22 protein-coding genes are annotated in these 25451 nt (G+C 70.6%); 14 read left to right on the top strand and 8 right to left on the bottom strand.

Annotated features, from left to right (window positions below):
* The first annotated feature begins 134 nt into the window (after window positions 1-134).
* From OG787_RS29340 to OG787_RS29320, 5 genes are all read left to right on the top strand, one after another.
* On the top strand, window positions 135-1196 hold the full coding sequence (locus tag OG787_RS29340) for an ABC transporter ATP-binding protein (protein ID WP_369034630.1): 1062 nt from the start codon (window positions 135-137) through the stop codon (window positions 1194-1196).
* The gene (locus tag OG787_RS29335) at window positions 1193-1834 is read left to right on the top strand and encodes an ABC transporter permease (protein ID WP_235478154.1); all 642 of its coding nucleotides are present in this window, start codon (window positions 1193-1195) and stop codon (window positions 1832-1834) included. Before OG787_RS29340 ends, OG787_RS29335 begins: the two co-directional genes overlap by 4 nt.
* A 1-nt stretch (window position 1835) precedes the next feature.
* Window positions 1836-2498 carry an ABC transporter permease gene (locus OG787_RS29330; RefSeq protein ID WP_369034582.1) on the top strand — a complete coding sequence of 221 codons (663 nt, stop codon included), beginning with the start codon at window positions 1836-1838 and terminating at the stop codon, window positions 2496-2498.
* Window positions 2499-2549: 51 nt separating this feature from the next.
* The gene (locus OG787_RS29325) at window positions 2550-3485 is read left to right on the top strand and encodes an ABC transporter substrate-binding protein (protein ID WP_405540619.1); all 936 of its coding nucleotides are present in this window, start codon (window positions 2550-2552) and stop codon (window positions 3483-3485) included.
* A 124-nt stretch (window positions 3486-3609) separates the two neighbouring features.
* Window positions 3610-4059, top strand: a complete 450-nt coding sequence (locus tag OG787_RS29320; RefSeq protein ID WP_369034581.1) for a hypothetical protein — start codon at window positions 3610-3612, stop codon at window positions 4057-4059.
* 365 nt (window positions 4060-4424) lie between these two features.
* Here the strand turns inward: OG787_RS29320 and OG787_RS29315 are convergent, their stop codons facing one another.
* Window positions 4425-5816, bottom strand: a complete 1392-nt coding sequence (locus tag OG787_RS29315; protein WP_369034580.1) for a cystathionine beta-synthase — start codon at window positions 5814-5816, stop codon at window positions 4425-4427.
* Between the two features lie 150 nt (window positions 5817-5966).
* On the opposite strand from OG787_RS29315, the gene OG787_RS29310 reads away from it, so the two are divergent.
* Window positions 5967-7010, top strand: a complete 1044-nt coding sequence (locus OG787_RS29310; protein ID WP_369034579.1) for an SGNH/GDSL hydrolase family protein — start codon at window positions 5967-5969, stop codon at window positions 7008-7010.
* On the opposite strand, the gene OG787_RS29305 is transcribed toward OG787_RS29310, so the two are convergent.
* On the bottom strand, window positions 6982-8592 hold the full coding sequence (locus OG787_RS29305; RefSeq protein ID WP_405537072.1) for an FAD-dependent monooxygenase: 1611 nt from the start codon (window positions 8590-8592) through the stop codon (window positions 6982-6984). The genes OG787_RS29310 and OG787_RS29305 overlap by 29 nt on opposite strands.
* A 97-nt stretch (window positions 8593-8689) precedes the next feature.
* On the opposite strand from OG787_RS29305, the gene OG787_RS29300 reads away from it, so the two are divergent.
* Window positions 8690-9211 (top strand): ATP-binding protein, encoded by a 522-nt coding sequence (locus tag OG787_RS29300; RefSeq protein ID WP_405537071.1) that lies wholly within the window; start codon window positions 8690-8692, stop codon window positions 9209-9211.
* A 49-nt stretch (window positions 9212-9260) separates the two neighbouring features.
* Here the strand turns inward: OG787_RS29300 and OG787_RS29295 are convergent, their stop codons facing one another.
* From OG787_RS29295 to OG787_RS29285, 3 genes are all read right to left on the bottom strand, one after another.
* Complete coding sequence (locus OG787_RS29295) at window positions 9261-11555, bottom strand: FlgD immunoglobulin-like domain containing protein (protein WP_405537070.1); 2295 nt, start codon at window positions 11553-11555, stop codon at window positions 9261-9263.
* A gap of 164 nt (window positions 11556-11719) precedes the next feature.
* On the bottom strand, window positions 11720-12631 hold the full coding sequence (locus OG787_RS29290; RefSeq protein ID WP_369034575.1) for a hypothetical protein: 912 nt from the start codon (window positions 12629-12631) through the stop codon (window positions 11720-11722).
* A gap of 122 nt (window positions 12632-12753) precedes the next feature.
* Window positions 12754-13158: a hypothetical protein gene (locus OG787_RS29285; protein WP_369034574.1), complete on the bottom strand. Its 405-nt coding sequence runs from the start codon at window positions 13156-13158 to the stop codon at window positions 12754-12756.
* Window positions 13159-13436: 278 nt separating this feature from the next.
* Between OG787_RS29285 and OG787_RS29280 the strand changes: the two genes are divergently transcribed.
* The 3 genes from OG787_RS29280 to OG787_RS29270 all read left to right on the top strand — a co-directional run bounded on the left by OG787_RS29280 (window position 13437) and on the right by OG787_RS29270 (window position 16526).
* The gene (locus OG787_RS29280) at window positions 13437-14633 is read left to right on the top strand and encodes a helix-turn-helix domain-containing protein (protein WP_405537069.1); all 1197 of its coding nucleotides are present in this window, start codon (window positions 13437-13439) and stop codon (window positions 14631-14633) included.
* Window positions 14634-14763: 130 nt separating this feature from the next.
* A complete protein-coding gene (locus OG787_RS29275; protein ID WP_369034572.1) occupies window positions 14764-15141 on the top strand; it encodes an effector-associated constant component EACC1 in 378 nt (125 codons plus the stop codon).
* 2 nt (window positions 15142-15143) lie between these two features.
* Window positions 15144-16526: a caspase domain-containing protein gene (locus OG787_RS29270; protein WP_405537067.1), complete on the top strand. Its 1383-nt coding sequence runs from the start codon at window positions 15144-15146 to the stop codon at window positions 16524-16526.
* 18 nt (window positions 16527-16544) lie between these two features.
* On the opposite strand, the gene OG787_RS29265 is transcribed toward OG787_RS29270, so the two are convergent.
* A complete protein-coding gene (locus OG787_RS29265; protein WP_405537066.1) occupies window positions 16545-19901 on the bottom strand; it encodes a S8 family serine peptidase in 3357 nt (1118 codons plus the stop codon).
* A 105-nt stretch (window positions 19902-20006) separates the two neighbouring features.
* On the opposite strand from OG787_RS29265, the gene OG787_RS29260 reads away from it, so the two are divergent.
* The 3 genes from OG787_RS29260 to OG787_RS29250 all read left to right on the top strand — a co-directional run bounded on the left by OG787_RS29260 (window position 20007) and on the right by OG787_RS29250 (window position 23394).
* Window positions 20007-20975, top strand: coding sequence for a LysR family transcriptional regulator (locus OG787_RS29260; RefSeq protein WP_369034569.1), 969 nt, complete (start codon window positions 20007-20009; stop codon window positions 20973-20975).
* Between the two features lie 116 nt (window positions 20976-21091).
* Window positions 21092-22312 (top strand): acetyl-CoA C-acetyltransferase, encoded by a 1221-nt coding sequence (locus tag OG787_RS29255; protein WP_405537065.1) that lies wholly within the window; start codon window positions 21092-21094, stop codon window positions 22310-22312.
* Window positions 22313-22578: 266 nt separating this feature from the next.
* On the top strand, window positions 22579-23394 hold the full coding sequence (locus OG787_RS29250) for a hypothetical protein (RefSeq protein WP_405537064.1): 816 nt from the start codon (window positions 22579-22581) through the stop codon (window positions 23392-23394).
* Between the two features lie 364 nt (window positions 23395-23758).
* Here OG787_RS29250 and OG787_RS29245 read toward each other — a convergent pair whose 3' ends face one another.
* Window positions 23759-24070, bottom strand: a complete 312-nt coding sequence (locus tag OG787_RS29245) for a hypothetical protein (protein ID WP_235478138.1) — start codon at window positions 24068-24070, stop codon at window positions 23759-23761.
* Between the two features lie 104 nt (window positions 24071-24174).
* Between OG787_RS29245 and OG787_RS29240 the strand changes: the two genes are divergently transcribed.
* Entirely contained in the window at window positions 24175-24405 is a 231-nt protein-coding gene (locus OG787_RS29240) for a DUF4287 domain-containing protein (protein ID WP_235478137.1), read from the top strand.
* A 105-nt stretch (window positions 24406-24510) separates the two neighbouring features.
* Here OG787_RS29240 and OG787_RS29235 read toward each other — a convergent pair whose 3' ends face one another.
* On the bottom strand, window positions 24511-25419 hold the full coding sequence (locus OG787_RS29235) for a Bax inhibitor-1/YccA family protein (RefSeq protein ID WP_405537062.1): 909 nt from the start codon (window positions 25417-25419) through the stop codon (window positions 24511-24513).
* Window positions 25420-25451 lie beyond the last annotated feature (32 nt).

Here is a 25451-nt window from a genome sequence, read left to right as displayed (position 1 = left end):
CACTCCCATCAAATAGGACGTTTGATCTTGCTTACCGGACGCCCGTTACCTCGGATTAACACGAGGGCATTGACAATCTATTCAGACACGGAGAACTCTGCATGACGTTATACAGGCCCGGCAAGGGACACCCCATGATCCAGTTCGACGCGGTCCACAAGCGTTTCCCGAACGGCACCACCGCGGTCCACGACCTCTCGCTCCGGATGCCGGAAGGCGGCGTGACCGTTCTCGTCGGATCCTCCGGCTGCGGCAAGACGACCACCCTGCGGATGATCAACCGGATGGTCGATCCGACCTCCGGCACGATCAAGGTGAACGGCAAGGACGTCCTCCAGCAGGACGCCGCCGACCTGCGGCGATCCATCGGGTACGTCATCCAGCAGTCCGGACTCTTCCCGCACCGCACGGTCCTCGACAACATCGCGACCGTACCGCTGCTCCTCGGCTGGGGCCGGAAGAAGGCCCGCACCCGCGCGGCCGAACTCCTGGAGACCGTCGGCCTCGCCGCCGACGCCGGCAAGCGGTACCCGCACCAGCTCTCCGGCGGCCAGCAGCAGCGTGTCGGCGTGGCCCGCGCGCTCGCCGCCGACCCGCCCGTCCTCCTCATGGACGAGCCGTTCGGCGCGGTCGACCCGGTGGTCCGCACCCAGCTCCAGGACGAACTGCTGCGCCTCCAGAAGGAGTTGAACAAGACCATCGTCTTCGTCACGCACGACGTGGACGAGGCCGTCCGGCTCGGCGACCAGATCGCGATCTTCCGCACCGGCGGCCATCTGGTCCAGTGCGCGACCCCCGCCGAGCTGCTCGCCCGCCCGGCCGACGACTTCGTCGCCGACTTCCTCGGCGCCGAGCGCGGCCTCAAGCTGCTCTCCCTGAAGACCCTCGCGGACCTCCCGCAGGCCCCGGCCCCCGAGGGCGGCGCCTGGACCCTCGTACTGGACGAGGCCCGCAAGCCGCTGCACTGGCACGCGGCGGACGGGAGCACGAACGGCGCCGACATCCCCGTACGACCGCTCAAGGACGGCGACTCGCTCCTCGCGGCGCTCAACGAGTCGATAGCCTCCCCGACCGGGCTCATAGCCCGCGTGGACGCGGCGGGCACCCTCACCGGTGTCTCGTCCCGCGACGACATCCACGCACACGCGGGCCGAGCCCACACAGAGGCCCAGACGGAAGCCCAGGTCAAGGCATGACCATCGACTGGTCGTGGATCGGCGACCACACCGACGACCTCACCACCCTCACCGTCTCCCACCTCCAGGCGGCCCTCTCGGCGGTCTTCTTCGGACTGCTGATCTCGCTCCCCCTGGCCGTGATCGCCCACCGGGTCCGCCCCCTGCGCGGCTTCCTGCTCGGGCTGTCCAACGTCCTCTTCACGATCCCGTCGATCGCGATCTTCGTGCTCCTGCTGCCGGTCAGCGGTCTGACCCGCACCACCACCGTGATCGGCCTGACGGTCTACACGCTGGTCGTGCTGCTGCGGAACACGGTCGAGGGCCTCGACTCGGTGCCGGTGAAGACGAAGGAGGCGGCGAAGGCGATGGGCACGCGCCCGCTGCGCACCCTCCTCACGGTCGAACTCCCGCTCGCCCTCCCGGTGATCATGGCGGGCGTCCGGATCGCGACTGTCATGTCGATCTCACTGGTGTCGGTCGCGACCTACATCGGCGACGGCGGCCTCGGCCAGCTCTTCACGGACGGTTTCCAGCGCAACTTCCCGACCCCGGTGATCGCGGGAGTGGTCCTCACCCTGCTCCTCGCGGTGATCGCGGACGCGCTGCTGGTCGCCGTCCAGTACGTACTCACCCCGTGGACGAGGCGGCGAGCCTGACATGTACGAACTCTTCAAGGACCTCGGCTCCTGGCTGACCAGCGGCGACCAGTGGTCCGGCTACGACGGCATCGCGCACCGCCTCGCCGAGCACCTCCAGTACTCGCTGCTCGCCACGCTCATCGCGACGGCCATCGGTCTCCCGCTCGGCCTGCTCATCGGCCACACGGGCCGGGGCGCGTTCGTGGCGATCAACCTGGCCTCCTTCGGCCGCGCCCTGCCGACGGTCGGCCTGGTCGTGCTGGTCTTCCTGGCCAGCGGACTGTCCATGTGGCCGGTGTACATCGCCCTGGTGGCGCTCGCGGTCCCGTCCATCGTCACGAACACGTACGCCGGTATGACCGCCGTCGACCCGGACGTGAAGGACGCGGCGCGCGGCCAGGGCATGCGCTGGCACCAGGTCCTCTTCCAGGTCGAACTGCCGCTCGCGCTCCCCCTGATCATGACCGGCCTGCGCCTGGCGCTGATCCAGGTGGTGGCCACGGCCACCATCGCCGCGTACGTCTCCTTCGGGGGCCTGGGCCGCTACGTCTTCGACGGCCTCGCCCAGCGCGACCTGGTCCAGGTGATGGGCGGTGCGGTGCTGGTCGCCGTGGTCGCCATCGCCCTGGACCTGGCGCTCTCCGGCGTCCAGCGCTTCCTCTTCCGTCACCGCCCCGCGTAACCCGAACCGGGTAAACCGAACCGCCCAGGAGTTCTTCCGATGGCCCTTCCGATGAACCGACGCGCCCTCCTCGGCGGCCTCTTCGCAGCCGCCTCCGTCCCCGCTCTCGCCGCGTGCAGCGGCGGCATCACCTCCCTCGACGAAGGGTCCGGCTCCGCGGGCGGGGGCAGTGGCTCCAGCGCGGGCGGCCTCACCATCGGCACCGCGAACTTCACCGAGAACCAGGTGCTGGGCTACCTCTACGCGGCCGTGCTGGGCGCGGCGGGTGTGAAGACGAAGGTCCGCCCGAACCTGGGCAGCCGCGAGATCCTCATCCCCGCGATGAAGAGCGGCGACATCGACCTCCTCCCCGAGTACCAGGGCGCCCTGCTGCACTACGTGGCCCCCAAGGCGACGGCGACGGAGGAGGGCGAGATGCAGAACGCCCTCACGATCGCCCTCCCGGCGGGCCTCCAGGTCCTCCCGTACGGCATGGCCGAGGACTCCGACGCCTTCGCCGTGACCCGCGAGACGGCGGCGAAGTACGGCCTGACCTCCCTGGCCGACCTGAAGAAGCAGAACGGCAAGCTGATCATCGGCGCGGCGGCCGAGGTGAAGACGCGCGAGGTGGGCGTGGTGGGCCTCAAGGAGGTGTACGGGGTCGAGTTCAAGGAGTTCAAGTCGCTCGACTCGTCCGGTCCGCTGGTCAAGGGCGCCCTGAAGAAGGGGGATGTCGACGTGGCGAACCTGTTCACCACGGACACCGACATCCTGGACAACGGCTGGGTCGTCCTGACGGACCCCAAGAACCTGATCCCCGGCCAGCACATCGTCCCCCTGATAGCCGACCGCAAGGCCGACTCGAAGGTCCGCAAGGCCCTCGCCGAACTCGGCAACGTCCTCACGACGGCCGACCTCACCGAGCTGAACCGCAAGGTGGACAAGGACAAGAAGGACCCGGAGGACGTGGCGAACGCGTACGCGAAGGAGAAGGGCCTGACGAAGTAGACCCCTTGCCGGAGACCCTTTGCCGGAGACCCCTTGCCGGTCCTGTCCCCTAGGGTCCGGCCCAGGGACAACTGGGGGGCTATCCCCAGTGCCGGCCGGGCGCGGTTTCTCTACCGTGGTGTGCATGACCGGTATGGACGCGACGGGCGCACACGACGCCGACCTGAAGAAGGAACTCAACGCCACCTTGCAGGCCCGCAGGGAATTGGGCGACGAGTACGAGTCCGCGCTGGTCGACTCGTTCCTGGAGAAGGTCGACCAGCGGATAGACGGCTCGGTGGAGCGCCGGGTACGGCGACAGCTCGCCGAGCAGCAGATGGTGGTGGCGCGTGACTCGCGCGGCCCGAAATCCAGCGACACCTTCGGCGAGCGCTTCGGTTTCGGCATCGTCTCGCTGGTGCTGGCGATACCCCTGTCCGCCATCGGCGGCGGCAGCTCGGGGCTGCCCGGCCTGCTGGTGGCCTGGGCGGGCATCGTGGGCGTCAACGCGGTCCAGGCGGCGCGCAATTCGGCGTGGATGTTCGGCAGTCACCACCGGAGGTCCGGCAAGGACAGCGACAAGTGGGAGGACTGACACTCCCCGGAAAAAGCTTTCGCGGGGACCGCCGCACCCCCGTTGCCGGGGGGCGGGACGACGGCGGTCCCCGCGAGGGACGCGGGCCGGGTCAGGGCCGGGCTGGCGCGTCCTAGGCGTCGGTGGAGGTCCGGGAGCCGCTCCGGAGGTCCGTGACGCCGTTTCGGTTGCCGGCCGGGGCGGGGAGCCGCTCCCGCCCTTGCCGACATCCACTAATGTGCCGGACTCGTGTTAAGCGTGTGCTGCGCGGACGTGACACCCTCGTACCACTTCCACGAAGTTCCGTTCGGAAGGGGAAGCGGACCGGGACACCGCGGCCAAGACCGCAACTTCCGCTTCGACACGCCCAGTTCACCGGACGTTTACTACTGCTTGCCGCCCTTGGCCAGGAAGGCCAGGAGGTCCTGCCGGCTGACGACACCGGTCGGCTTGCCCTCGACCAGCACGATCGCCGCGTCGGCCGCGCCGAGTACGGACATCAGGTCGGCGACCGGTTCGCCGGAGCCGACCTGCGGCAGCGGCGCCGACATGTGCTTCTCCAGCGGGTCGTCGAGCGAGGCCCGCTGGGTGAACAGCGCGCCGAGCAGCTCGCGTTCGACGACCGACCCGACGACCTCCGCCGCCATGACGTCCGGGTGACCGGCGCCGGGCTTCACGATCGGCATCTGCGAGACGCCGTACTCACGCAGCACCTCGATGGCCTGACCGACGGTTTCGTCCGGGTGCATATGGACGAGGGAGGGGATGTGGCCGTGCTCCTTGTAGTCGAGGACGTCGGCGACGCGCGCGGAGGGGCCGCTGTCCTCCAGGAAGCCGTAGTCGGCCATCCACTCGTCGTTGAAGATCTTGCTGAGGTACCCGCGTCCGCTGTCGGGCAGCAGTACGACCACCACGTCGTCCGGCCCGAGCCGCTCCGCGACCCGCAGTGCGGCGACGACGGCCATCCCGCAGGAGCCGCCCACCAGCAGGCCCTCCTCCTTGGCGAGCCGCCGGGTCATCTGGAAGGAGTCCTTGTCGGACACGGCGACGATCTCGTCGGCGACGGTCCGGTCGTAGGCGGTGGGCCAGAAGTCCTCGCCCACCCCTTCGACGAGGTACGGCCGCCCGGACCCGCCGGAGTACACGGACCCCTCCGGGTCGGCCCCGACGACCTGGACGCGCCCGTCGCTGGCGTCCTTGAGGTAGCGCCCGGTCCCGGAGATGGTCCCGCCGGTGCCGACGCCCGCCACGAAGTGGGTGATCCGCCCCTCGGTCTGCTCCCACAGCTCGGGGCCGGTGGAGTGATAGTGCGAGAGGGGGTTGTTGGGGTTGGAGTACTGGTCGGGCTTCCAGGCACCGGGCGTCTCACGGACGAGCCGGTCGGACACGTTGTAGTAGGAGTCCGGGTGCTCGGGGTCGACGGCGGTGGGGCAGACCACCACGTCGGCGCCGTACGCACGCATCACGTTGATCTTGTCGGTGGAGACCTTGTCGGGGCACACGAAGATGCACTTGTACCCCTTCTGCTGGGCCACGATGGCCAGCCCGACACCCGTGTTTCCGCTGGTCGGCTCGACGATCGTGCCGCCGGGCTCTAGTTCCCCGCTCTTCTCCGCCGCCTCGATCATGCGCAGGGCGATGCGGTCCTTCACGGACCCGCCGGGGTTGAAGTACTCGACCTTCGCGAGGACGGTCGCCTGAATGCCCGCGGTCACACTGTTGAGCCTCAGCAGCGGGGTGTTGCCGACGAGGCTGATCATCGAGTCGTGGAATTGCACCGTTGTCTCCGGTTGCCGCACATAAATGTGGTTGTCATTGGTGCGGCCAGCCTAAGGCTCCACCTCGGCATTCACCTCACGTCACGATTGGCGGACGGTCGGTACGGGGCAAGGAGTGGTTGTACGGCTACGAGGAGGTGGCGGCGACGCATGACGAGCATGTCCAGGGCAAGGGTGGCCCGGCGGATCGCGGCCGGCGCTGCGTACGGCGGTGGCGGGATCGGCCTGGTGAGCGCGGCGGCCGTGGGTCTGGTGCTGGCCGAGGTACGGATGGCGAAACGCCAGGTGGGCAACGGCCGCAGTCCGCACGCGCCGAGCGCGGACGGCCTCTACGGGCGCGGGTACGCCACCCCCGGTGAACCTCCGCTCAGACTCGTACTGCTGGGTGACTCCACGGCGGCCGGCCAGGGCGTCCACCGGGCCCGTCAGACGCCGGGCGCGCTGATCGCGTCGGGTCTGGCGGCGGTGGCGGAGCGCCCGGTGGAGCTGCGCAACGTGGCGCTGCCCGGCGCCCAGTCCGACGACTTGGACCGCCAGGTGGCGCTGACCGTCTCGGCGTCCGACTGGGTCCCGGACATCTGCGTGATCATGGTCGGCGCGAACGACGTCACCCACCGGATGCCCCCGACGCGCTCGGTCCGCCACCTCTCCTCGGCGGTACGACGGCTGCGTACGGCGGGTGCGGAGGTGGTCGTGGGGACCTGTCCCGACCTGGGCACCGTGGAGCAGGTCCAGCAGCCGCTGCGCTGGCTGGCCCGGCGGGCGTCCCGGCATCTGGCGGCGGCGCAGACGATCGGGGTCGTGGAACAGGGGGGCCGCACGGTGTCGCTGGGCGACCTGCTGGGCCCCGAGTTCGAGGCGAACCCGCGTGAACTGTTCGGCCCGGACAACTACCACCCCTCGGCGGAGGGCTACGCGACGGCGGCGATGGCGGTGCTCCCGACGGTGTGCGCGGCACTGGGCCTGTGGCCGGCGGAGGAGGAGCGCCCGGACGTGTCCCGCCGCGAGGGCTTCCTGCCGGTGGCGCGGGCGGCGGCGGAGGCGGCGTCGGAGGCGGGCACGGAGGTCACGGCGGCGATGCCGACCGGGCCCAGGGGCCCCTGGGCACTCCTCAAGCGCAGGCGGCGGAGGCGGGTCCCGGCGACGGACCCGACGCCCACGCCGACTACGTCGGGAGGGGTGTCGAGCGGCTGATCCCGGCGAGGGCGCGCCGGACGGCACAGGCGCCGTCCGGACGGTCCGTCCAGCGGGCGCCGATGTGCCCGTCGGGCCGGACGAGCAGGGCGCCGTGGGGACGGAGGCCGCAGAGGTCGGCGTACTCGCCGGGCAGCCCCTCGACGCGCAGGGGCGCCAGGGACGACGGGTCGGCGTGCTGTTCCCAGCTGCCCGGGTCCGGGGTGAGCAGGGTGAACCACTCGCCGAAGGAGTCGAGGGTGGAGCGGCCCGGCGTGAGCCAGAGGTGGGGCATGCGGTGCCCGGGCTCCGCGGTGGGGACGTAGTCGGTGCCGGGGTGGGAGAGTTCGGTGGGCGCGCCGTGATCGGCACCGTCACCGAGGACGGCACCGGAGCGATAGCCGACCCCGAGCACGAGCCCGAGCTGCGCGAAGAACCGCTCGGACCAGGGAAGTTCGACCTTTCCGGAGGCCACGGCACCGACCCCCTGCCGAAGCTGTTCGCGACGCCCGTCCTGCACCTGAAGCATGAGCTGAGCGTTGGCCACGGCCTGCCGGAGGGTCAGCTCGGCGACGGGTTGCCGTTCCACCTGATAGCTGTCCAGCAACCCGTCCCCCGCCCACCCCCGCAGAACACCGGCCAGCTTCCAGCAGAGGTTGTGCACATCGGCGATGCCGACGTTCATGCCGAGACCGCCGGCCGGTGGCACCGCGTGCGCGGCGTCACCGGCGAGCAGGACCCGCCCGTGCCGGAAGCGCTCGGCGACGTAGGCGGTCAGTGTCCAGTGCTCGACGCGCAGGACGTCGACACGTACGCCGTGTCCGTCGGGCCCGAGGGCGCCCGAGACGAGGCCGCCCCAGTCGGTGTGCTCGGGGTCCTCCGGGGTGGGAACGACCCAGGCCCAGCCGCCCTCGGGGTAGAGCGGCAGGAACGACCCGTGGACGGTGGCGTAGAACCCGGCGGGCTGACCGGCGGACCAGGCGGTGAGGTCGGCGTCGAAGACGACGGTGGTGATGCGTCCCAGGGCACCGGGTCCGGCGGTGCCGATGCCCAGCAGTCCCCGGACGGTGGAGTTGGCCCCGTCGGCGGCGAGGACGTACCGGGCCCGGACAGTGGTCTCCGCACCACTGCGCCGGTCGACGAGCCGGGCGACAACACTGTCGGCTTCCGCCTCCTCGACGAGCCCGACGACCTCACTCCCGAACCGCACCTGCGTGTCGTCGGCGGCCCCGAGCAGGGTGGGTTCCAGCCGGTCCTGCGAGGTGACCACCCCGATCACGGGACTCTCGGGCACGGGCGCGTTGACCCCGATCATCGCGGCGGAGGCGAAGTCACGGCCGAGCAGCCCGTCCCGGAAGCGGATACGGCCGTACTCCGGTGGAAAGGCGCGGGCGGCGATGGCATCGGCGAGCCCGAGCTGCCGGAAGATCTCCATCGACCGCACGTTGACGAGCCGGGACCGGGGAAAGGGCGACAGCTCGACCCGCTTCTCGACGAGCAGCACGCGCACACCCCAGCGCTCCAGCAGCGCCCGGGCGGTGAGCCCCACGGGCCCGCCCCCGACGATCAGCACATCCACCGTCATGGGATCGATCACTGTCATGGGATCAATGATCCGCGCCCGGCACCGGGCCGCAACGGCAGCGCGAGGGGCGCGGGCGGCACAGGCGGCGCGCGAGGGGAGCGATAGCGTCGGACCTATGATCGTATGGCTCAATGGCACCCATGGCGCGGGCAAGTCGACGACCAGTCCGCTCGTGCAGCAACTGATCCCGGATTCACAGGTGTTCGACGCCGAGAAGGTCGGCGAGACGCTCATGGACATCAAGCCCGGGCTGCCCGCGGTGGACAACTTCCAGCACTGGCCGCCGTGGCGGCCGCTCGTCGTCGAGACCGCCCGCCGCGTGCTGGACTACACCGGCGGCACGCTGGTGATTCCGATGACGGTCCTGGTCGAGGAGTACTGGCGCGAGATCAGCACGGGCCTGGCCCAACACGCCATTCCCGTACGGCACTTCGTCCTCCACGCCGACCAGGACACCCTGCGCGGACGCATCGCGGGCGACCCGCTCGGCCCCAACTCCCCGTTCCGCCTCAAATACGTCGAGCCCTACGCAGAGGCGGCCCGCACCTGGCTGCACGCCGAGGCCGAGGTCGTCGACACCACCCACCTCACGCCCGCCGAGGCCGCCCTGCGGATCGCGGAGGCGGTCAAGAACTGAGGCCCGACAGCAGGTATGAGCGGGCCCGGTACTGACTGCGTCGCCCCGCCTACCGCACCGCCAGCGGCTTGTCGTAGATCACCGCGTTCCTGGGGGTGCCGTTCGCGGTACGGGCGGTCAGGGTCACCCGGTAAGTACCGGCGCGGACCAGCGCCCCGTTCGCGGCGCGCCCGTCCCAGGTCACGGCGATCTTCCCGTGGGCCCGGCCGCCGGTGAGGGTCCGTACGACGGCGCCCGCGGAGGTGGTGACGGTCAGCTTCCAGGTCGCGGTCGGCTTGTTCAGGTGCCAGACGCCCTGGAAGGTGCCGCCCTGGCGCGGGGCGACGGAGGTGGGGACGGTGGCGTCGGTCGCCGCGAGCGGGGAGGTGGTCACCTGCGGCCACTTGACCGTCACCGCACCGGACGCCGTCAGGTAGGCGACCGGACCGCCGAACCGGTCCACGTTCCAGAACCGGCCGCGCCGGTCGGCCGGGGCGTACGGCGGGGCCGGCAGCGGGGCGAGGTCCTTCGTACCGACCTTGGCGGCGGGGACCGCACCCTTCAGATAGGTGATGAGGAGCTTGCCGGCCTTGTTGTCCTGGGAGACCAGGTAACCGTCGCCGAGCCGCGCGTACCCCCGCGGTACGTTCTGCGCTGCCCGCGTCTTCTGGTCGTAGACGACCGCCGCCTTGTCCGGCCCGCAGGACCAGTAGACGTATCGGCCGACGACCTGTAGATCGGTCGGCAGGCAGGAGGCGACCGACAGGCTGCCCAGCTTCCGCATCGACGGCAGCGAGTACGTCTCGAACGTCGGCCTGCCGGAGACGGTCCGGGCGGTCCACAGGGTGTTGCCCCACAGAGCGGCGGCCGACCAGGAGCCGGTGACCAGCGTCTTGTCCCCGTCATACACCCGCTTGCTGAGCCCCAGCCCGTCCTTCTTCACCGTGTACGAGGCGGACGCGGCCACGACGTTCGTCAGCCACTCCTGCGGGTGGGGGATGCCACCCTCGCCGTTGCTGGTGAAGCGCAGGCATTCGCCGTAGCAGTCGACGTCGTACGACGGGTTGGACTCCGTGTAGCCGAGGCTGCCCAGGTTCTGCGGCGGTGCGGCGGTCAGCGTGCCGCCGGCCGTCAGGTTGAGCGCGGAGGCGGTGAGATCGGTGCCGGGGTACGGGAAGAACCCGTCCTTCCGATCGGTGCCGAGCAGCAGCCGTCCCTGGTCGACCGCCACGCCGCCGGCCTCGTACACGGAGACCGGGGGAAGCGGCGACACCGGCTCGAAGACCGGAACCCCTCCCGTGCCCAAGGTGACGCGCTGCACCGCCCAGTGCTCCGCGTCCGTCCCACCCTCGATGAAGAAACTGCCGTCGTCGCCGTCGACGAAGCCGCGGTACGAGGCGGCCAGCACGGTCCGCGCCGGGCCGCCGCCGGTCACCGGCACGGCGACGATCCCCTCGTTGGCGGCGCCGGGGTACATCACCCAGCCGCCGATCGCGCGAGCGGCCTGGAGGCTGCTTCGCGGAACGTCGACCAGGTGTCCGGGGGCCTGCGGACGCTCGCGGTCGATGACGTACAGATGCTGGTCGTCGGACTGTTTGCCGATGGCGTAGAAGCTCACCGTGTCGCCGGCCAGGCGGGGGTACTCCAGGTAGTCGAAGTCGTCCATCGGCACGTACGTCAGTGAGGCGGTGGCGAAGTCGAGCAGCACGGCGCGCCAGGAGAAGCTGCCGTCGGCCGACTTGTACCCGAACGCGGCTCCCCGCTCGTCCGACGTCGCGTGGTACACCAACCCGCTGAAGTCGTCGGCCACGCCGGTCACCGGCCGGTCGACCAACTGCCCACCTCCGGCCGGAATCTCCAGCAGGTGGAGCGTCCACTTCCCGCCGGCCTGGCGGGCGACCAGCAGCCGGTTCTCGGCGAAGACCTCGGTGACCTGGTCACCGGCCCGCAGCGAGAACCGCGTCACCTTGTTGGTGGCGTAGCGCCGGATGTCGTACGCGTTCGCCGTCCCCGCGGCCTTCTCCAGCCCGAGCCCGCCGGTGCGGGCGATCGTGGATGCCTGGCTCGGGACCTCCCTGGTCGAGCCGTCGCGGCCGATCCACTTGGCCGGGGAGGCGGCGTCGAACGGCCTCGGTGCGGCCAGATACCCGGAGCTGTCGGCGGCGGTCAGGAACCCGACCCGTGGCGCCGCCCGGTGCGTGCCCGGCAGGGTGACGGTCGGCATGTCCCCACCACCGGCCGCGACAGCCGACTCCGACGTGAACTGCAACAGCCCGGCCACCAGGGCCAGGCCCGCCGCGACCGAGACGACCCCACCCCTGGCCCGTCTCCTCCTCGACACCGTACGCAGAGTCGTACGTCCCACGCGCCCCACCCCCATTGGTCTCCTGCCGTACGGAACGGCCGCTCCAGCCCATGCCGCACCGTCAGACTCACGTGGGGGTGGAGACGTTGTACGGAAAGGGCACCGACGTGACCATGACCGAGCGGCGCTGTCCGCAAGGGATCGTGTCCGGAGCGCGCGCGGGGTCAGCGAGCAGTCTCCGTGATGTCCGTACCGGCCTGTTCGAGAGCGGGGAAGCAGAGCCGTACGTCGTAGCGGGCCTCCAGGTTCCGGACCCGGGGCATCAGCTTCTCCGTCAGTTCCTTGATCTCCTGGCGGTGGTCGGTGACGAACCGGGTCCGCAGCTCCTCGCGCAGCGGCTCGCGGACGGCTTCGACGGGGGCCATGCAGGTCGCGTAGTCGGCGGCCAGGTCCATGTCGGTTCCGCCGGCGGCGAGCCGCCGGTCCACGAGCCCGAAGAACCTGCTCTCGTTCTTCACCCGCACACCCCGCCGTGCGAGGCAGGAAGGGAAGGCGCGGTAGGCCAGGGCGACCGACTCGTCGGATCCGAGTCGGCCGATCACTTTGAACCACGACATCCGCAGCGGACCGTAGAGCGCCCGGAACTCGTTCAGGACGGTCTGGCCCGCCGCCAGGCAACGCCGCATCAGCTCGGCCCCCGGAGAGTCCTGCGACGCGGCGGGTTCGGGGGAGGGCACCGGAACCGCGGTCGATCCGAAGCCGTGGCGCCGGATGAACTCCAGGTCGGGCAGGTCCATGTATCTGGTGAAGGCGAGCGGCGCCAGGTCCGGCATCTCCTCGCCCCGGGACTGTACGCAGTCGCGGATCTCGCCGTCGGCGACCGCTTCGCCGAAGGCGTCGAGACCTTGGGACCACCGGGCCTCGGCGCCGGTCGCCGGCAGTACGGCGGACGTGAGGTCCGCCGGCACCTCGTAGGTCACGGGCGAGGCCCGGAACGTGGCGGCAGCCGGATCGCCTCCGGCGGGGGAGGCGGACGGCTCCGAGCAGCCGGCCGCGCACGCGACGAGAGTGATCAGCGTGACCAGTGTGCGCACCGTGCGGGGCGGTACCGCGGCTGTCCGGGTCGGTCCGGCCATCAGAAGCCTTCTCCTTGCTCTTTCGCAATCGGTGGGACGGACGCCGTGCACGCGTCCGTGACCGTGACCGTGCCCTGTCCGGTGGGGCCGCCGGGCGGCCCCACCGGACAGGGACGGGAGGACTAGTGCGTGATGTTCACGTAGTCGGGCGAGTCGTAGTAGCTCTCGACGCCGAACGTGGTGCCGTCGTTGAGGTCGGTCAGCAGGAGCTGCGTGTCGATGGCGTAGGCGCCGTCGTTGAGGCAGTGCCAGCCGGACGTGCCGCGGAACCAGGTGCCCGCCGAGTTGCGGTACATACCGCGGTAACAGTCGTAGCCCACCGCCGACGTGTCGTTCGCGTAGGTGAGGTTGAGGTCGCTGCAGGTGCTCGTGGACGACTTCGTCGCCGTCTCCGAGTACGTGCGGTAGCCCGTGGTGATGGTCGTGGTGACGCACGCCTGGGCCGCGGCGGAGGCCGCCGGCGCCAGAGAGACCAGTGAGGCACCGATCACGCCCGTCGTGGCGAGCGCTGCCCAGAGCTTGTTCATGGACTTCTCCTTGAGTCGGTGGTGCTACGGATCGGCTCTCGGAGGGACGGGAACGGCGCGGCTCTCCCACCGCGCCGCCCTTCCCCCGCCGAACGCCGCAGACACTGGCAAGGGGCGTCCGCAGGCAGCAACAAGTCAGCCCAGGATGGGACGTTGGGATGGGATGACCCGCGTGAGCATGGTGTTTCGAGGGACTGTGGGACGGGTGTGGGACAAGCACAGGGGAGGGGGCTAGGATCCGGCCGCCTACAACCACGGTTGCCTGGAAGGGTGTTCTCGTGACGCACAGCGCGGAATTCGAGAGATTCGCGGCCTGTTTGCGGGCGTTGAAGGATCGCGCGGATCTCAGCTACGAGGCGCTCGCCCAGAAGACCGGAACCAGTAGGTCCAGCCTTCACCGGTACTGCTCGGGCTCCTACGTCCCGCAGGACTACGGCTCCGTGCACCAGTTCGCCACGGCCTGCGGAGCCTCGCGTGAGGAACTGAGACACCTGCACCGGTTATGGGCTCTCGCGGACGCCCGCCGGACGACATTCGCAGGGACCGGCCCCGAGCCCATGGCGGACCCGGACCCGGATTCGAACCCGGACCCGCAGCCGACCCGGGACCCGGCCTCGGCGCCGGACGCCGCACCGGCACCGGCACCGGCATCCGCACCCACGCCGGTGGCGGCAGCGCCCGCCCGGGGCGGCGTCCGGCACCGACGGCGCCGAATGGTCCTCGGGGCCAGTGCCCTGGTACTCGCGACGGGGGTGTCGGTCGCCGTCTCGGAGACCGCGCCCCGAGCGAACAGCCTGACGAAGAGCGACAGCCGTCTCCTCTTCTCGGACGCGTGCGCCGAGACGGTGAGCATGGGCCAGCAGGACGCCTGCGTACGGGAGGTGCAGCGGCTCCTCGCCCGGGCGGGGGCCGACATCGACGTGGACAGCAGTTTCGGACCGCAGACACTGAGACGCGTGACCGCTTTCCAGGTGCTGTCCGGCCTCACCGTCAACGGGGTGGTCGGGGAGCGGACGAAGAAGGCGCTCTACGCGCAGAAGACACGGATGGACACCTGGTCGCCGGAGAAGGTACGGCAGCGCATCCGTGAGGTGTTCCTGGAGAAGGCCGATCGCGCGGTCGCCATCGCCGACTGCCAGTCGTTCCTCGATCCGCTGCACGTCCTGCCGAACACCAACGGCACCAGGAACTGGGGCGTCTTCCAGATCTCCGACGCCCGACTGCGGGAACTGGGCGGCACACCACGCACCGCCCTGGAACCGGAGTGGAACATCCAGGCCGCGTACCGCCTGTACCAGCGCGCCAAGGACTTCAGTGACTGGTCCCACTGCGACCGGGCGTACCTGGGCTCACCGTCCCCCTCACCGTCCGGCTCGGCCTGGCGTCGCCATCGTCAAGGAGGATCGCGGCGGCGACGCGCCCGTCTTCCGGACACCAAGGGCTGCCGTATGTGCTCCCGGTTCGTCACACTGTGAGGAACAGTTTGGGGATGCTTCGTCATCGTTCGTCGTCGGGGGACTCATGCGGATGGGCAATTCCACAGACCATGGGCAAGAGCCGGGGCCGGAACCAGGGCCGGAACCAGGGAGATCCGGTTCGGACGGCTTGCTGGAGGTACGGCTGTCCATCGCGTTCGATCCCGAGCTGGACCCGGAGCCCGCCGAGCGGCTGACGCGGCAACTACGCGCCGAAATAACCGAGTTGGACGTCGACTCGGTCCGCCCCGCCCCCGTGGGGACAGTTCCTGACGGAGCGAAGGGTACGGAGGCACTCGCGCTGGGGGCGGTCGTCGTCGCGCTGAGCGCCTCCGGTGGCGTGTTCCCCACGCTCATCGAGACGGTGCGCGACTGGCTCGGCCGGCATTCCGCGCGGCATCGCGTCTCGCTGACCATCGACGGCGACACCATCGAGCTGGACCGGGCGTCCGCCGCCGAGCGGCGGGAGCTGATCGACGCGTACGTCCGTCGCCACACGGGCGGGTAGCGATGACCCGTCGGCTGGCGCTGCTGATCGCCACGTACGAGTACCAGGACGACGGGCTGCGGGCCCTGGCCGCACCCGCACACGACGCGGAGGCGCTCGCGGCGGTCCTGAGGGACCCCGCCATCGCGGGGTTCGAGGTCACCACGCTGATCAACGAGCCGCACTACCGCGTGGGAGAGGCCATCGGCGACCTGTACCGCGACCGGAGGCGTGACGACCTCACCCTGCTGTACTTCACCGGCCACGGTCTGAAGGACGACGACGGCCGGCTCTATCTGGCGACGACGAACACCCGCCGCGGCAGTCTGCTGTTCACGTCGCTGCCCGCGGAGCAGATCGACCAGGCCATGTCCGCGAGCATGTCCCGGCAGAAGGTGCTGATCCTGGACTGCTGCTACAGCGGCGCCTTCCCGGCCGGGCGTGCTGCCACCAAGGCCGACACGGACGTGCACACGCTGGAGCGGTTCCAGGGCCGGGGACGGACCGTACTGACGGCGTCCGACGCCACCCAGTACTCGTTCGAGGGCGACCAGCCGTACGGCACGGCGGCGCAGTCGGTGTTCACCCGTCACCTGGTGACAGGCCTCCGGGACGGCAGCGCCGACCTCGACGGAGACGGTGACATCACCCTCGACGAGTTGTACAGCTACGTGCACGACAGGGTCGTCGACGAGATGCCGCAGCAGCGCCCCAAGAAGCAGGACAACGTCGAGGGACGCATCATCATCGCCCGGAACATCAACTGGACCCTGCCCGCCCATCTGCACCACGCCCTGGCCAGCCCCATCGCCACCGACCGGCTCGGTGCCCTTGACGGGCTCGCCCACCTGCACCGGGTCGGCAACACCCATGTGCGCCGACGCGCCCTCGCCGAGATCCGGCAACTGGTGGACGACGACAGCCGAACCGTGTCCGCCGCCGCGGCGGCCCGACTCCAGACCCTGCTGCCACCGGCGGCCCCCGAGCCCCGGCCCAGCCCGGCACCGGCACCACCGGCGCCTCGGGCCTCTTCCCCTGCCCAGCCGACCCGACCGACCCGACCACCGGAGCTCATCGACCCGGCCCCTCGGCAGCCGGGCCGAACACGAACTCCCGGCCCGAGCGCTCCAGGCCCACGGAGCAGGGCCGACACCCGCCCGGCGTCGGCGCCGATGCCCCCTGCTCCCCCAACGGCAGGAGCGGGGACATCGCGCGACGACTCGTGGGGTACATGGCGGAGGATCGCGACCTGGCTTCTCCGCTTCGTCGCGGCCGGGCTCTGCGCAGGGCTCGTGAGCGCCGTCATCCACACGGGCGACGGCTTCCCTCCCTGGCTCTTCTTCATCACCGTGGCGATCCTGGTCACGACGCTTCTCGTCGAGCGCCGCCGCCGCCGCGACAACTGAGCCCCGTCCCCCCGTCGCTCACCCCACCCGATACCCCCGAATCACCCGATACTCCACCGCACCCCCATCAGCGAACCCCGCACTCGCCCGCACCGACACATACGCCCCACCCTTGGGTCGCCCACTCCCAGGCAACGGCACCACCCACGCATCCCGCCCGACCCGCACCAGCCGAACCTTCCGCCAGCTCCCCCCGTCGTCGTACGACACCTCCACCGACACCGACCGCACCGCCGACGCAGCCGCCCCCGGCTGCCGCACCAACCGCACCGGCAGAACAGACGCCCGCCCCGTGTTGGTCCGGTCGACAACCGGCGCGAAGTCGAACGCCGACAGGCCGACCGGTGTCCGTCCGCCCGCGGCCTCCCCCGACCGGAACGTCCACGAGCCGCTGATGCTCGTGCCCAGTCCGAAGCCGCCGTTGGCCGCGCTGCGTTCCGCGGAGTACTCCAGGCGGTAGGTCGATTCCGCCGCCGGGACCGTGCCAGAGGCGTCCGTCCACGGGTAGTTCAGCTCCACGAGTTTCTGGTCGCCGTAGTAGAAGGCGACGCGGCTCCTGTCGTACAGGGAGTAGCCGGTGTGGCCTGCCTGGTCGCCGGCCATCGGCATGTTGAAGGAGAGGCGGTTGACGTCTCGGGTGACGAACGTCAGGCGGCCGAAGCGTGGGCCCGGTACCGCCTTCTGCCAGGTCACCGTGTAGCGCTTGCCGGGCTTGAAGGTCTCGTAGTCCTTCGACCAGAACTGTGTCTGGAACGTGCCGTCGGCCGCGTACTGGTTGTACCGCGTCTCCCACATCGTGTCGTCGGCCTTGTAGTACAGGGTCCGGCCGCTGCCCGGGGTGTCGAACCAGATCGCGCCCGCCGACAGCGCGCTCCCACCCTCCGGCGGGAAGCCGAAGTTGTGCTGGAACGCCCGTGCCGGTGCCCCTGGCGTCACCGAGTAGTACTGCTGCTTCACCTCGGCCAGTTCGCTCTGCCGCACCACCCTGCTGAAGTTCGTCGGCAGATGACCCCGCTCGAACCACACCAGCACGTACTCGTACGGCGAGTCGTTGTACGTCCCGTCCGCGCCCTTCTTCGCCCAGAAGCCGCGTACGTCCGCCACCAACGCGCCCTCGCCCGGGCCCACGTCGTCCCCGACGGCCGCCGTGAACAGCTTGTCGAAGGAGTCGGCGGTGGCCCGTATGCCGAAGCCCGTCCCGTTGGTCAGTGTGCGGCGGAAGCCGACCGCCGCCAGGCGCAGGCTCGCGTCCTTGCGCGGGAGGGTCGCCGAGACGGGTGTGGCTGTGCGGGCGTCCAGGACGATCTCCGTGTCGCCGGTCACCGTCAGAGTGGGGCGGGCCAGAAGTGTCGTGCTGCCGTCCGTCGGCGTGATCACCGACGCGTCCACCGTGTAGCGGCCCGCCGGGAGCGACACCGTGCCCGAGCCCGAGGGGTCGTACACGAAGCGGTACGTCGAGCCGTCCAGGTTCATGATGTCGGTCCAGTAGCTCGCCGCCGGGTTGCCCGCGCGGTCGATGACCTTGACCGTCAGCTTGTGGGTGGGGGTGGCCTTGGTGATCGTCAGCGGTACGCGGACCGAGACCCCGGTCGCCGCGTCCGCGCCCACCAGCGCGCCCTCGAAGACGCCCGTCGCGCTCTGCACGCGTGTGTCGGCGGTCACCGTCACCGTCGTCGACCCGCCCGCCGGGACGGTCGCGCGCTCGGGGCTCGCCGTGAACATGCCTGCCGGGGCGGCCGAGCCGTCCGGGGCCGTCACCCGCGCCCCGAAGTCCAGCGTCACCGGCTCCGCGCCCTCGTTCCGGTACGTCACCGTCCTGACCACCGGTATGTCGTCGTCGGCCGGGGCCTCCTGGGTGCCCAGGGGCAGGGCGGTGGGGGTGGCGAGGATGGACTGGTGGACCGCTCGGGCCACGTCCACCCGGCCCGCGCCCTGCGCGTTGACGTTCGCGCCGGGGGTCGGCGTCGCCGCCGCCATCAGGGCCGCCTTCAGCTCGGCCGCCTGCCAGGTCGGGTGCTGGCCCGCGAGCAGCGCTGCCGCCCCGGCGACATGCGGGGTGGCCATGGACGTACCCGAGACCGAGGTGTAGCCCGGCTCGACCTCCACGTAGTCGCTGCCCGCGTGTGCCGCCCGCGCCGCGACGATGTCGACGCCGGGTGCCGTGATCTCCGGCTTGACCGCGCCGTCCACGCGCGGGCCCCGGCTGGAGAAGGACGCCATCACGTCCTGCTTGTCGACGGCGCCCACGGAGAGCGCGGCGTCGGCGGTGGACGGGGAGTCGACCGAGCCGTCCGCGCTGCCGTCGTTGCCCGCGGCGAGCACGAAGAGGGCGCCGGTCTGCGCCGTCAGCGTGTTCACGGCCTCTTCGAGGACGTCCTCGCCGGGGGTGTCGTCACCGCCGAGGCTCATGCTGACGACCTGTGCCCGGGGCGCGGCCCACTCCATCCCGGCCAGGATCGCCGAGTCGGGGCAGGAACGGTCCGGGCACACCTTGCCGATCAGCAGGGACGCGCCCGGCGCCACCCCCTTGTACTTCGCGCCGCCGCCCGCGACCGTCGACGCGACATGCGTGCCGTGTCCGACCGTGTCGTCGGTGTCGGACGCGTCCGTGAAGTTCACGGCCTCCTTGATCCGCCCGGCCAGGTCGGGGTGGGTGGCGTCGACGCCGGTGTCGAGGACGGCGACCGTGACGCCCGTGCCGTCGTACCCGGCCTGCCAGGCCGTCGGCGCGCCGATCTGCGGCACGCTCCGGTCCAGGCTGATCTGCCGCTTCCCGTCCAGCCAGACCTTGGCGATGCCGGTCGCGGTGCGCAGCCCGGTCGTACGGCTGCCCGCGGTCACCCCGTCCCAGAAGGCGCCCGCGCTGTCCTTCGCCACGGCCACCGCCGCGCCGTCGACAGCGGGGAAGGTACGGATCACCTGGGCGCCGTCCGCCGCGCGCAGGCTCCGGCCGCCGAGGGCCGCGTCGGCGTACGTCACGATCGTGGGCAGTACGGCCGTACGCGCGTCGTCGTACCCGGCCGCGACCAGCCCCGTCACGTCGAACAGCCGCTCGTCCACCTGACCGCCGGCGACCATGCGCAGGGCGTCGTTCGGGACGACGTACTGATGGCCTCCGCGCTCGAACTGCTGGAAGCCCACGCTCTCGCGTCCCGGGCCCGGTTCGATGGCGACGCCCTCACCGGCCAGGTCCACGCGGTCGCCGGTGACGAGGGTCACCCGGTGGGTGGCGGCGGCCTGTTGTCCGGTTCCGTGGGTCCAGTCGGAGGCAACGGCCTTGTCCGTCACAGCGGTTGCGGGCGTGACCGCCGCAACTCCCTGCACCAGCAACGCGGTTGTCAGTACGCCGACCAGTCTGCGGGACATGCGGGACATACGGCCTCCACTGCTGCGGTGGTGACGGTCGTGACTCCGGTCGCCGTCGACTGTCCCGGCCGGTGCGATCTTCCGGGTACTCCCAACCACCCATAACATCGCGCTATGGATCTGGAGATCCGCCACCTACGCGTCCTGAACGCCATCGCCGACACCGGCTCCATCACTCGTGCCGCCGCGGCCCTCGGCTTCACCCAGCCCGCGCTGACCGCCCAACTCCAGCGCATCGAGCGGGTGTTGGGCGGCGCGTTGTTCGTACGGGACGGCAGCGGCTCCCGGCCGACCGCGTTCGGCGCGATGGTGCTGGCGCATGCGCACGGCATCCTCACCGCCCATGAGGACCTCATGCGTGACGTACGGCAGCGGGGCCCCGACGACTCCGACCTGACCGCCCTGCGGCTCGGCTCGGTCCCCGGCCCGCTCACCGCCGTACTGGTCACCACCGCGCGCCGACTCCTCCCCCGGGCCGAGATCACCCTGCACACCTGCGACACGGAGGAGGAGCAGCTCGAACTGCTCGCCGGCGGCCGGCTCGACTTCGGGCTGGTCGTCGACTACCCGGAGTACGAGCTGGCCCTGCGCCCCGGGCTCAGCGACGCCCTGCTCGCCGTCGACCCCGTCTTCGTGCTGATCGCCGAACGGCACCCGCTCGCCGCCCGGCCCGAGATCCCCCTCACCGCACTCTCCGGCGAGGCCTGGCTCGCCGGTGAGAACAAGGACGTACGGATGCGGGCGCAGTTCCGGGCCGCGTGCCGCCGGGCCGGGTTCACCCCGCGCCGGGTGCAGCGGCTGAGCGCGAGCGTGGTGTTCCCGCTGGTCGGACAGGGGCACGGGGTCGCCCTCGCGCACCCGCTGGTGACCGAGCGCGAGGGTGTCGTCGTACGGCCGCTGACCGGGGACCCCATGGGCGTGCGGCAACGGCTGGTGTGGGCGGCCCACAGCCCCCTCGCCGAACACGCGCCCGCACTGCACGACGCGCTCACGAAGGCGTACTGGGCGGAGGTGCAGCGGGCGGGGGTGTACTGGGAGTGGCTGGCGGGGAGGGGCCTGCTGCCGGCCCACCATCATCCCTGAGCAAGCGCTTAGAAAAGTGCGGTCCTAGTCACACCGCCACACCCGTGACCGACGCCATACGTCCGGGTAACTTCCCAAGCAGGTCCGCTTACCCTCGTAACGCCAATGGAGCCGTCATGCCGGAAGCCGTCATCGTCTCGACCGCCCGCTCCCCCATCGGACGCGCCTTCAAGGGCTCCCTCAAGGAACTGCGCGCCGACGATCTCACCGCCACGATCATCCAGGCCGCGCTGGCCAAGGTCCCCGAGCTGGACCCGCGGGACATCGACGACCTGATGCTCGGCTGCGGTCTGCCCGGCGGTGAGCAGGGCAACAACCTCGGGCGGATCGTCGCCGTGCAGATGGGCATGGACTACCTGCCGGGCTGCACGATCACCCGTTACTGTTCCTCGTCGCTCCAGACGTCCCGCATGGCACTGCATGCCATCAAGGCGGGCGAGGGTGACGTCTTCATCTCGGCCGGGGTCGAGATGGTCTCCCGGTTCACGAAGGGCAACTCGGACTCGCTGCCCGACACGCGCAACCCGATCTTCGCGGAGGCCGAGGCCCGTACGGCCGCCGTCGCCGAGCAGGAGGGCACCTCCTGGCACGACCCGCGCGAGGACGGTCTCGTACCGGACGCCTACATCTCGATGGGCCAGACCGCCGAGAACCTCGCCCGCGTGAAGGGCGTGACACGCCTGGACATGGACGAGTTCGGTGTCCGTTCGCAGAACCTCGCCGAGGAAGCCATCAAGAACGGCTTCTGGGAGCGCGAGATCACCCCGGTGACACTGCCCGACGGCACGGTGGTCTCGAAGGACGACGGTCCGCGTGCGGGGGTGACGCTGGAGGGCACCCAGGGGCTCAAGCCGGTGTTCCGTCCGGACGGACTGGTCACGGCCGGCAACTGCTGCCCGCTGAACGACGGGGCCGCGGCCGTCGTGATCATGAGCGACACGAAGGCGCGCGAGCTGGGCCTGACCCCGCTGGCCCGGATCGTGTCGACCGGCGTCTCCGGTCTCTCCCCCGAGATCATGGGCCTCGGCCCGGTGGAAGCGTCCCAGCAGGCACTGCGTCGCGCCGGTCTCACGATCGACGACATCGACCTGGCCGAGATCAACGAGGCGTTCGCCGCCCAGGTGATCCCCTCCTACCGCGACCTCGGCCTCCCGCTGGAGAAGCTGAACGTGAACGGCGGCGCCATCGCCGTCGGCCACCCCTTCGGCATGACGGGCGCGCGGATCACCGGCACGCTGATCAACTCCCTCCAGTTCCACGACAAGCAGTTCGGCCTGGAGACGATGTGCGTCGGCGGCGGCCAGGGCATGGCGATGGTCATCGAGCGCCTGAGCTGACGGTAGTTGACAGGAAACTCTGCGTGAGAGAGCGGTCCGGAACCCCGCAACCACCGGGGTTCTGGGCCGTTTTGTGATCCAATCTCCCCCAGGATGTGACCTATCTCGCTCCGAAGAGGTATTTGTGCAGGTCACCTGGGGTTCGACCCCAAACATCAGGCCCAAAGTCCTGTCCGTTTCGTGACGTTACGCACTGACAGGTGGTTAGTCCACCCTTCAAGCTGATGTAGGAAGTCGGGGGTCGACTTTGAACCGGGAGTACGTCAGTGAGCGCTACGCCTCTTGCTCTGCTGCTCGCCACAGCCACCGTCACCACGGCTGTGGGCGTCGCCGTTCTGCGCACCTTGCTGGGACTGCGTCGACAGATCGCGGCCCTGCACACCGAACTGGCCGCCCAGAGCCTCGCCGTCGGGGCGCACGGTCGCGTGCCGCAGGCCCGCACGTCCCGTGACACCGACGAGATACGCGCTGCCGTGGCCGAGGCGCTCGCCGAGGAGCGGGAGCGGGAGCTTGCCGAGGCGCGTGCCTTCTGGGCCGCCCAGGAGGCACGTGACGCCTCCGACGCCCCCTCCCTGCTCGGTCTCCCCGACAGCGAACTGTTCCTGCCGCGTCCGGCGGACTTCGCGGGCCTGGAGTCCCTGGAGCCGGTGACGGAGCCCAGCACGGAATCCGACGAGTTCGCTGGGGGCACCCCCTCTGGGGGAGAGTCCGCCGAACTGGCCGCCGCCCGCCGCAGGCACCCCTCCCACCCGGACTTCGTCCCGGCCCAGTCGCCCATCGTGAACGACCACGAACGCACGGTCGCCTGCCTGGAGGACCTCGCCGACTCCCGCACCGCCCTGGCCGACGTCCGCCCCGGCCCCCTGGGCACCCTCGACGTCTACGTCTTCACGGACGGTACGACCCTCTGCATGACCCCCGGCCACCGCGAAACCGCCGAACGCCTCTCCGCAGCCCTCCGCGCAGGCGAGGCCCCGATCCTCCTGGGCGGCTCCGGCATCTCGGGCGCCTACGCCCTCACCTTCGAATGCGGCGAGGAAACGGTGTACGTACTGGCGGACAGGGTCATAGCGTCCCTGTAGCCGGTCGCGGTCCCTGGGCGCGAGTGGCCCGTCAAGGCCGCTGGGCGTGGCAGCCGGTCGCGGTCCCTGGACGCGAGTGGCCCGTCAAGGCCGCTGGGCGTGGCAGCCGGTCGCGGTCCCTGGACGCGAGTGGCCCGTCAAGGCCGCTGGGCGTGGCAGCCGGTCGCGGTCCCTGGACGCGAGTGGCCCGTCACGGTCGCTGGGCGTGGGTGGGCCGGTCACGGTCTCTGGGCGCGGGCAGTCGGTGGGTTTTCCGTCGCGGCAAGGGGCTGAGCATTCAATCGCCGCCGGCAGAAGCGCCCCGACAGGGGCGCGGGGAACTGCGCGACAAGCCCCCACCGGCGGTCAGCCGACAACGAACCCCCTAAACCCCCGCCCGCTGCTGAGCCTCCGCAACAAGAGCCAACGCCGACGCCAACTCCCCCTCACTCCGAAGAACCAGCGCCAAATCATGCGCGGCAACAGTCACTTGATCCGCCCCCGCGAACATCCCCACATCCGGCATGACGAGCGGCTCACCCCCCGGCGACTCCAACAGCTGGGCACGCCGTGCCAACTCCCTGGCCAACCCCAACGCCTCAGCGGCAGCGCCCCGCTGCAACCGACTCTGCGGCGCCGCCCGCAAACGATCGGCAAAGTGATCCACTGCGCGCGTCAAAGGCGAGGTATCCAGCACGCCGTGAGACTAACGGTCGCACCTGGACTGTTGCCAACAACCCAACCCTCAGGCACCGTGGCGTGAAGGACCGGCTTACATCCCCTTTGCGTCCGGAGGCGCCGATGTCCCACGTCCTCTCCGAGGAGACCCACCGCAACATGCTCGCCCGCATCCCCCACTGCACCGGTCGTGAAGTATCCGACTGGCTGCGCACCGTCGACGAAGGCCCCTCCCTCTTCCGCTTCGAGGAGAAGGTCAGCTGGCTCCGGCACGAGCACAATCTCGCGTACGGCCACGCCAAGGCGATCATTCACGAGTACGACATGAGGAGGGCCGCGCGCAAGCTCCTCTGAGAGCCCGGGGCGCGCACCGACACGCACCGACACCACGACGACGAAGGGCCCCGGGAGTGACCCCGGGGCCCTTCTACTGCCTACTGGCTACTGCCGGCCGTCGTACTAGTCGTCACCCTGAAGGATGGCGATCAGCCGCAGGAACTCCAGGTAGATCCAGACCAGCGTCATCGTCAGACCGAACGCGGCCAGCCAGGCCTCCTCGCGCGGCGCGCCGTAGGCGATGCCGTCCTCGACCTGCTTGAAGTCGAGAGCCAGGAAGCACGCACCGAGCAGGATGCCGATGATGCCGAACACGATGCCGAGGCCACCGCTGCGGAAGCCGAGGCCGTCACCGCCGCCGAAGACGGCGAACAGCAGGTTCACGGCCATCAGGAGCACGAAGCCGAGCGCGGCCGCCATCACGAAGCCGTAGAAGCGGCGGTTGACGCGGATCCAGCCCGCCTTGTACGCCACGAGTACGCCGGCGAAGACCGCCAGCGTGCCGATCACGGCCTGCATGGCCGCACCGCTCGCGATGCGGTTGTCGACCACGCTGGAGACGACGCCGAGGAAGACACCCTCGAGCGCCGCGTACGTCACGATCAGCGCGGGCGAGGCCTTGCGCTTGAAGGACTGGACGAGGCCGAGGACCATCGCGACCAGACCGGCGCCGATGGCGATGCCGTAGGACCGGTTGATGTTCGCGTCGTCGACCGGCAGCAGCGCCCAGGCGAGCGCCGCCGTGACGACCAGCACACCAAGGGTGGTGGCGGTCCGCATGACGACGTCGTCGATCGTCATCCGGCCGGTGGTGACCGGGGCCTGCGGCGGCGCGCCGTGCTGAAGGTCCTGCTGGGCGTAGGGGTTGGTCGCGTACGGGTTGCCACCCTGCTGGGCCTGCTGGTCCGCGTACGGGTTGCCCGCCTGCGTACCGACAGCGGCGCCCCCGGCCTGCGGCGCGGTGTTGAAACCCGCGTAGCCGTTGTCGCGGCTGAACCCCCGTCGCGAGAAGACCGGGTTGCTGCTCCTCATTTCACTCCTCCATGGACACGATGCGTGGCCTT

The sequence above is a fragment of the Streptomyces sp. NBC_00075 genome, assembly GCF_045041225.1.
Taxonomy (GTDB): Bacteria; Actinomycetota; Actinomycetes; order Streptomycetales; family Streptomycetaceae; genus Streptomyces; species Streptomyces adonidis.
This window is presented reverse-complemented; position numbering and strand designations above follow the sequence as displayed.

Coding starts and splice junctions, on each gene's coding strand:
- OG787_RS29340 (WP_369034630.1), top strand. CDS start 135: ATGATCCAGTTCGACGCGGTCCACAAGCGTTTCCCGAACGGCACCACC.
- OG787_RS29335 (WP_235478154.1), top strand. CDS start 1,193: ATGACCATCGACTGGTCGTGGATCGGCGACCACACCGACGACCTCACC.
- OG787_RS29330 (WP_369034582.1), top strand. CDS start 1,836: ATGTACGAACTCTTCAAGGACCTCGGCTCCTGGCTGACCAGCGGCGAC.
- OG787_RS29325 (WP_405540619.1), top strand. CDS start 2,550: ATGAACCGACGCGCCCTCCTCGGCGGCCTCTTCGCAGCCGCCTCCGTC.
- OG787_RS29320 (WP_369034581.1), top strand. CDS start 3,610: ATGACCGGTATGGACGCGACGGGCGCACACGACGCCGACCTGAAGAAG.
- OG787_RS29310 (WP_369034579.1), top strand. CDS start 5,967: ATGACGAGCATGTCCAGGGCAAGGGTGGCCCGGCGGATCGCGGCCGGC.
- OG787_RS29305 (WP_405537072.1), bottom strand. CDS start 8,592: ATGACAGTGATCGATCCCATGACGGTGGATGTGCTGATCGTCGGGGGC.
- OG787_RS29300 (WP_405537071.1), top strand. CDS start 8,690: ATGATCGTATGGCTCAATGGCACCCATGGCGCGGGCAAGTCGACGACC.
- OG787_RS29290 (WP_369034575.1), bottom strand. CDS start 12,631: ATGGCCGGACCGACCCGGACAGCCGCGGTACCGCCCCGCACGGTGCGC.
- OG787_RS29285 (WP_369034574.1), bottom strand. CDS start 13,158: ATGAACAAGCTCTGGGCAGCGCTCGCCACGACGGGCGTGATCGGTGCC.
- OG787_RS29270 (WP_405537067.1), top strand. CDS start 15,144: ATGACCCGTCGGCTGGCGCTGCTGATCGCCACGTACGAGTACCAGGAC.
- OG787_RS29265 (WP_405537066.1), bottom strand. CDS start 19,901: ATGTCCCGCATGTCCCGCAGACTGGTCGGCGTACTGACAACCGCGTTG.
- OG787_RS29260 (WP_369034569.1), top strand. CDS start 20,007: ATGGATCTGGAGATCCGCCACCTACGCGTCCTGAACGCCATCGCCGAC.
- OG787_RS29255 (WP_405537065.1), top strand. CDS start 21,092: ATGCCGGAAGCCGTCATCGTCTCGACCGCCCGCTCCCCCATCGGACGC.
- OG787_RS29240 (WP_235478137.1), top strand. CDS start 24,175: ATGTCCCACGTCCTCTCCGAGGAGACCCACCGCAACATGCTCGCCCGC.
- OG787_RS29235 (WP_405537062.1), bottom strand. CDS start 25,419: ATGAGGAGCAGCAACCCGGTCTTCTCGCGACGGGGGTTCAGCCGCGAC.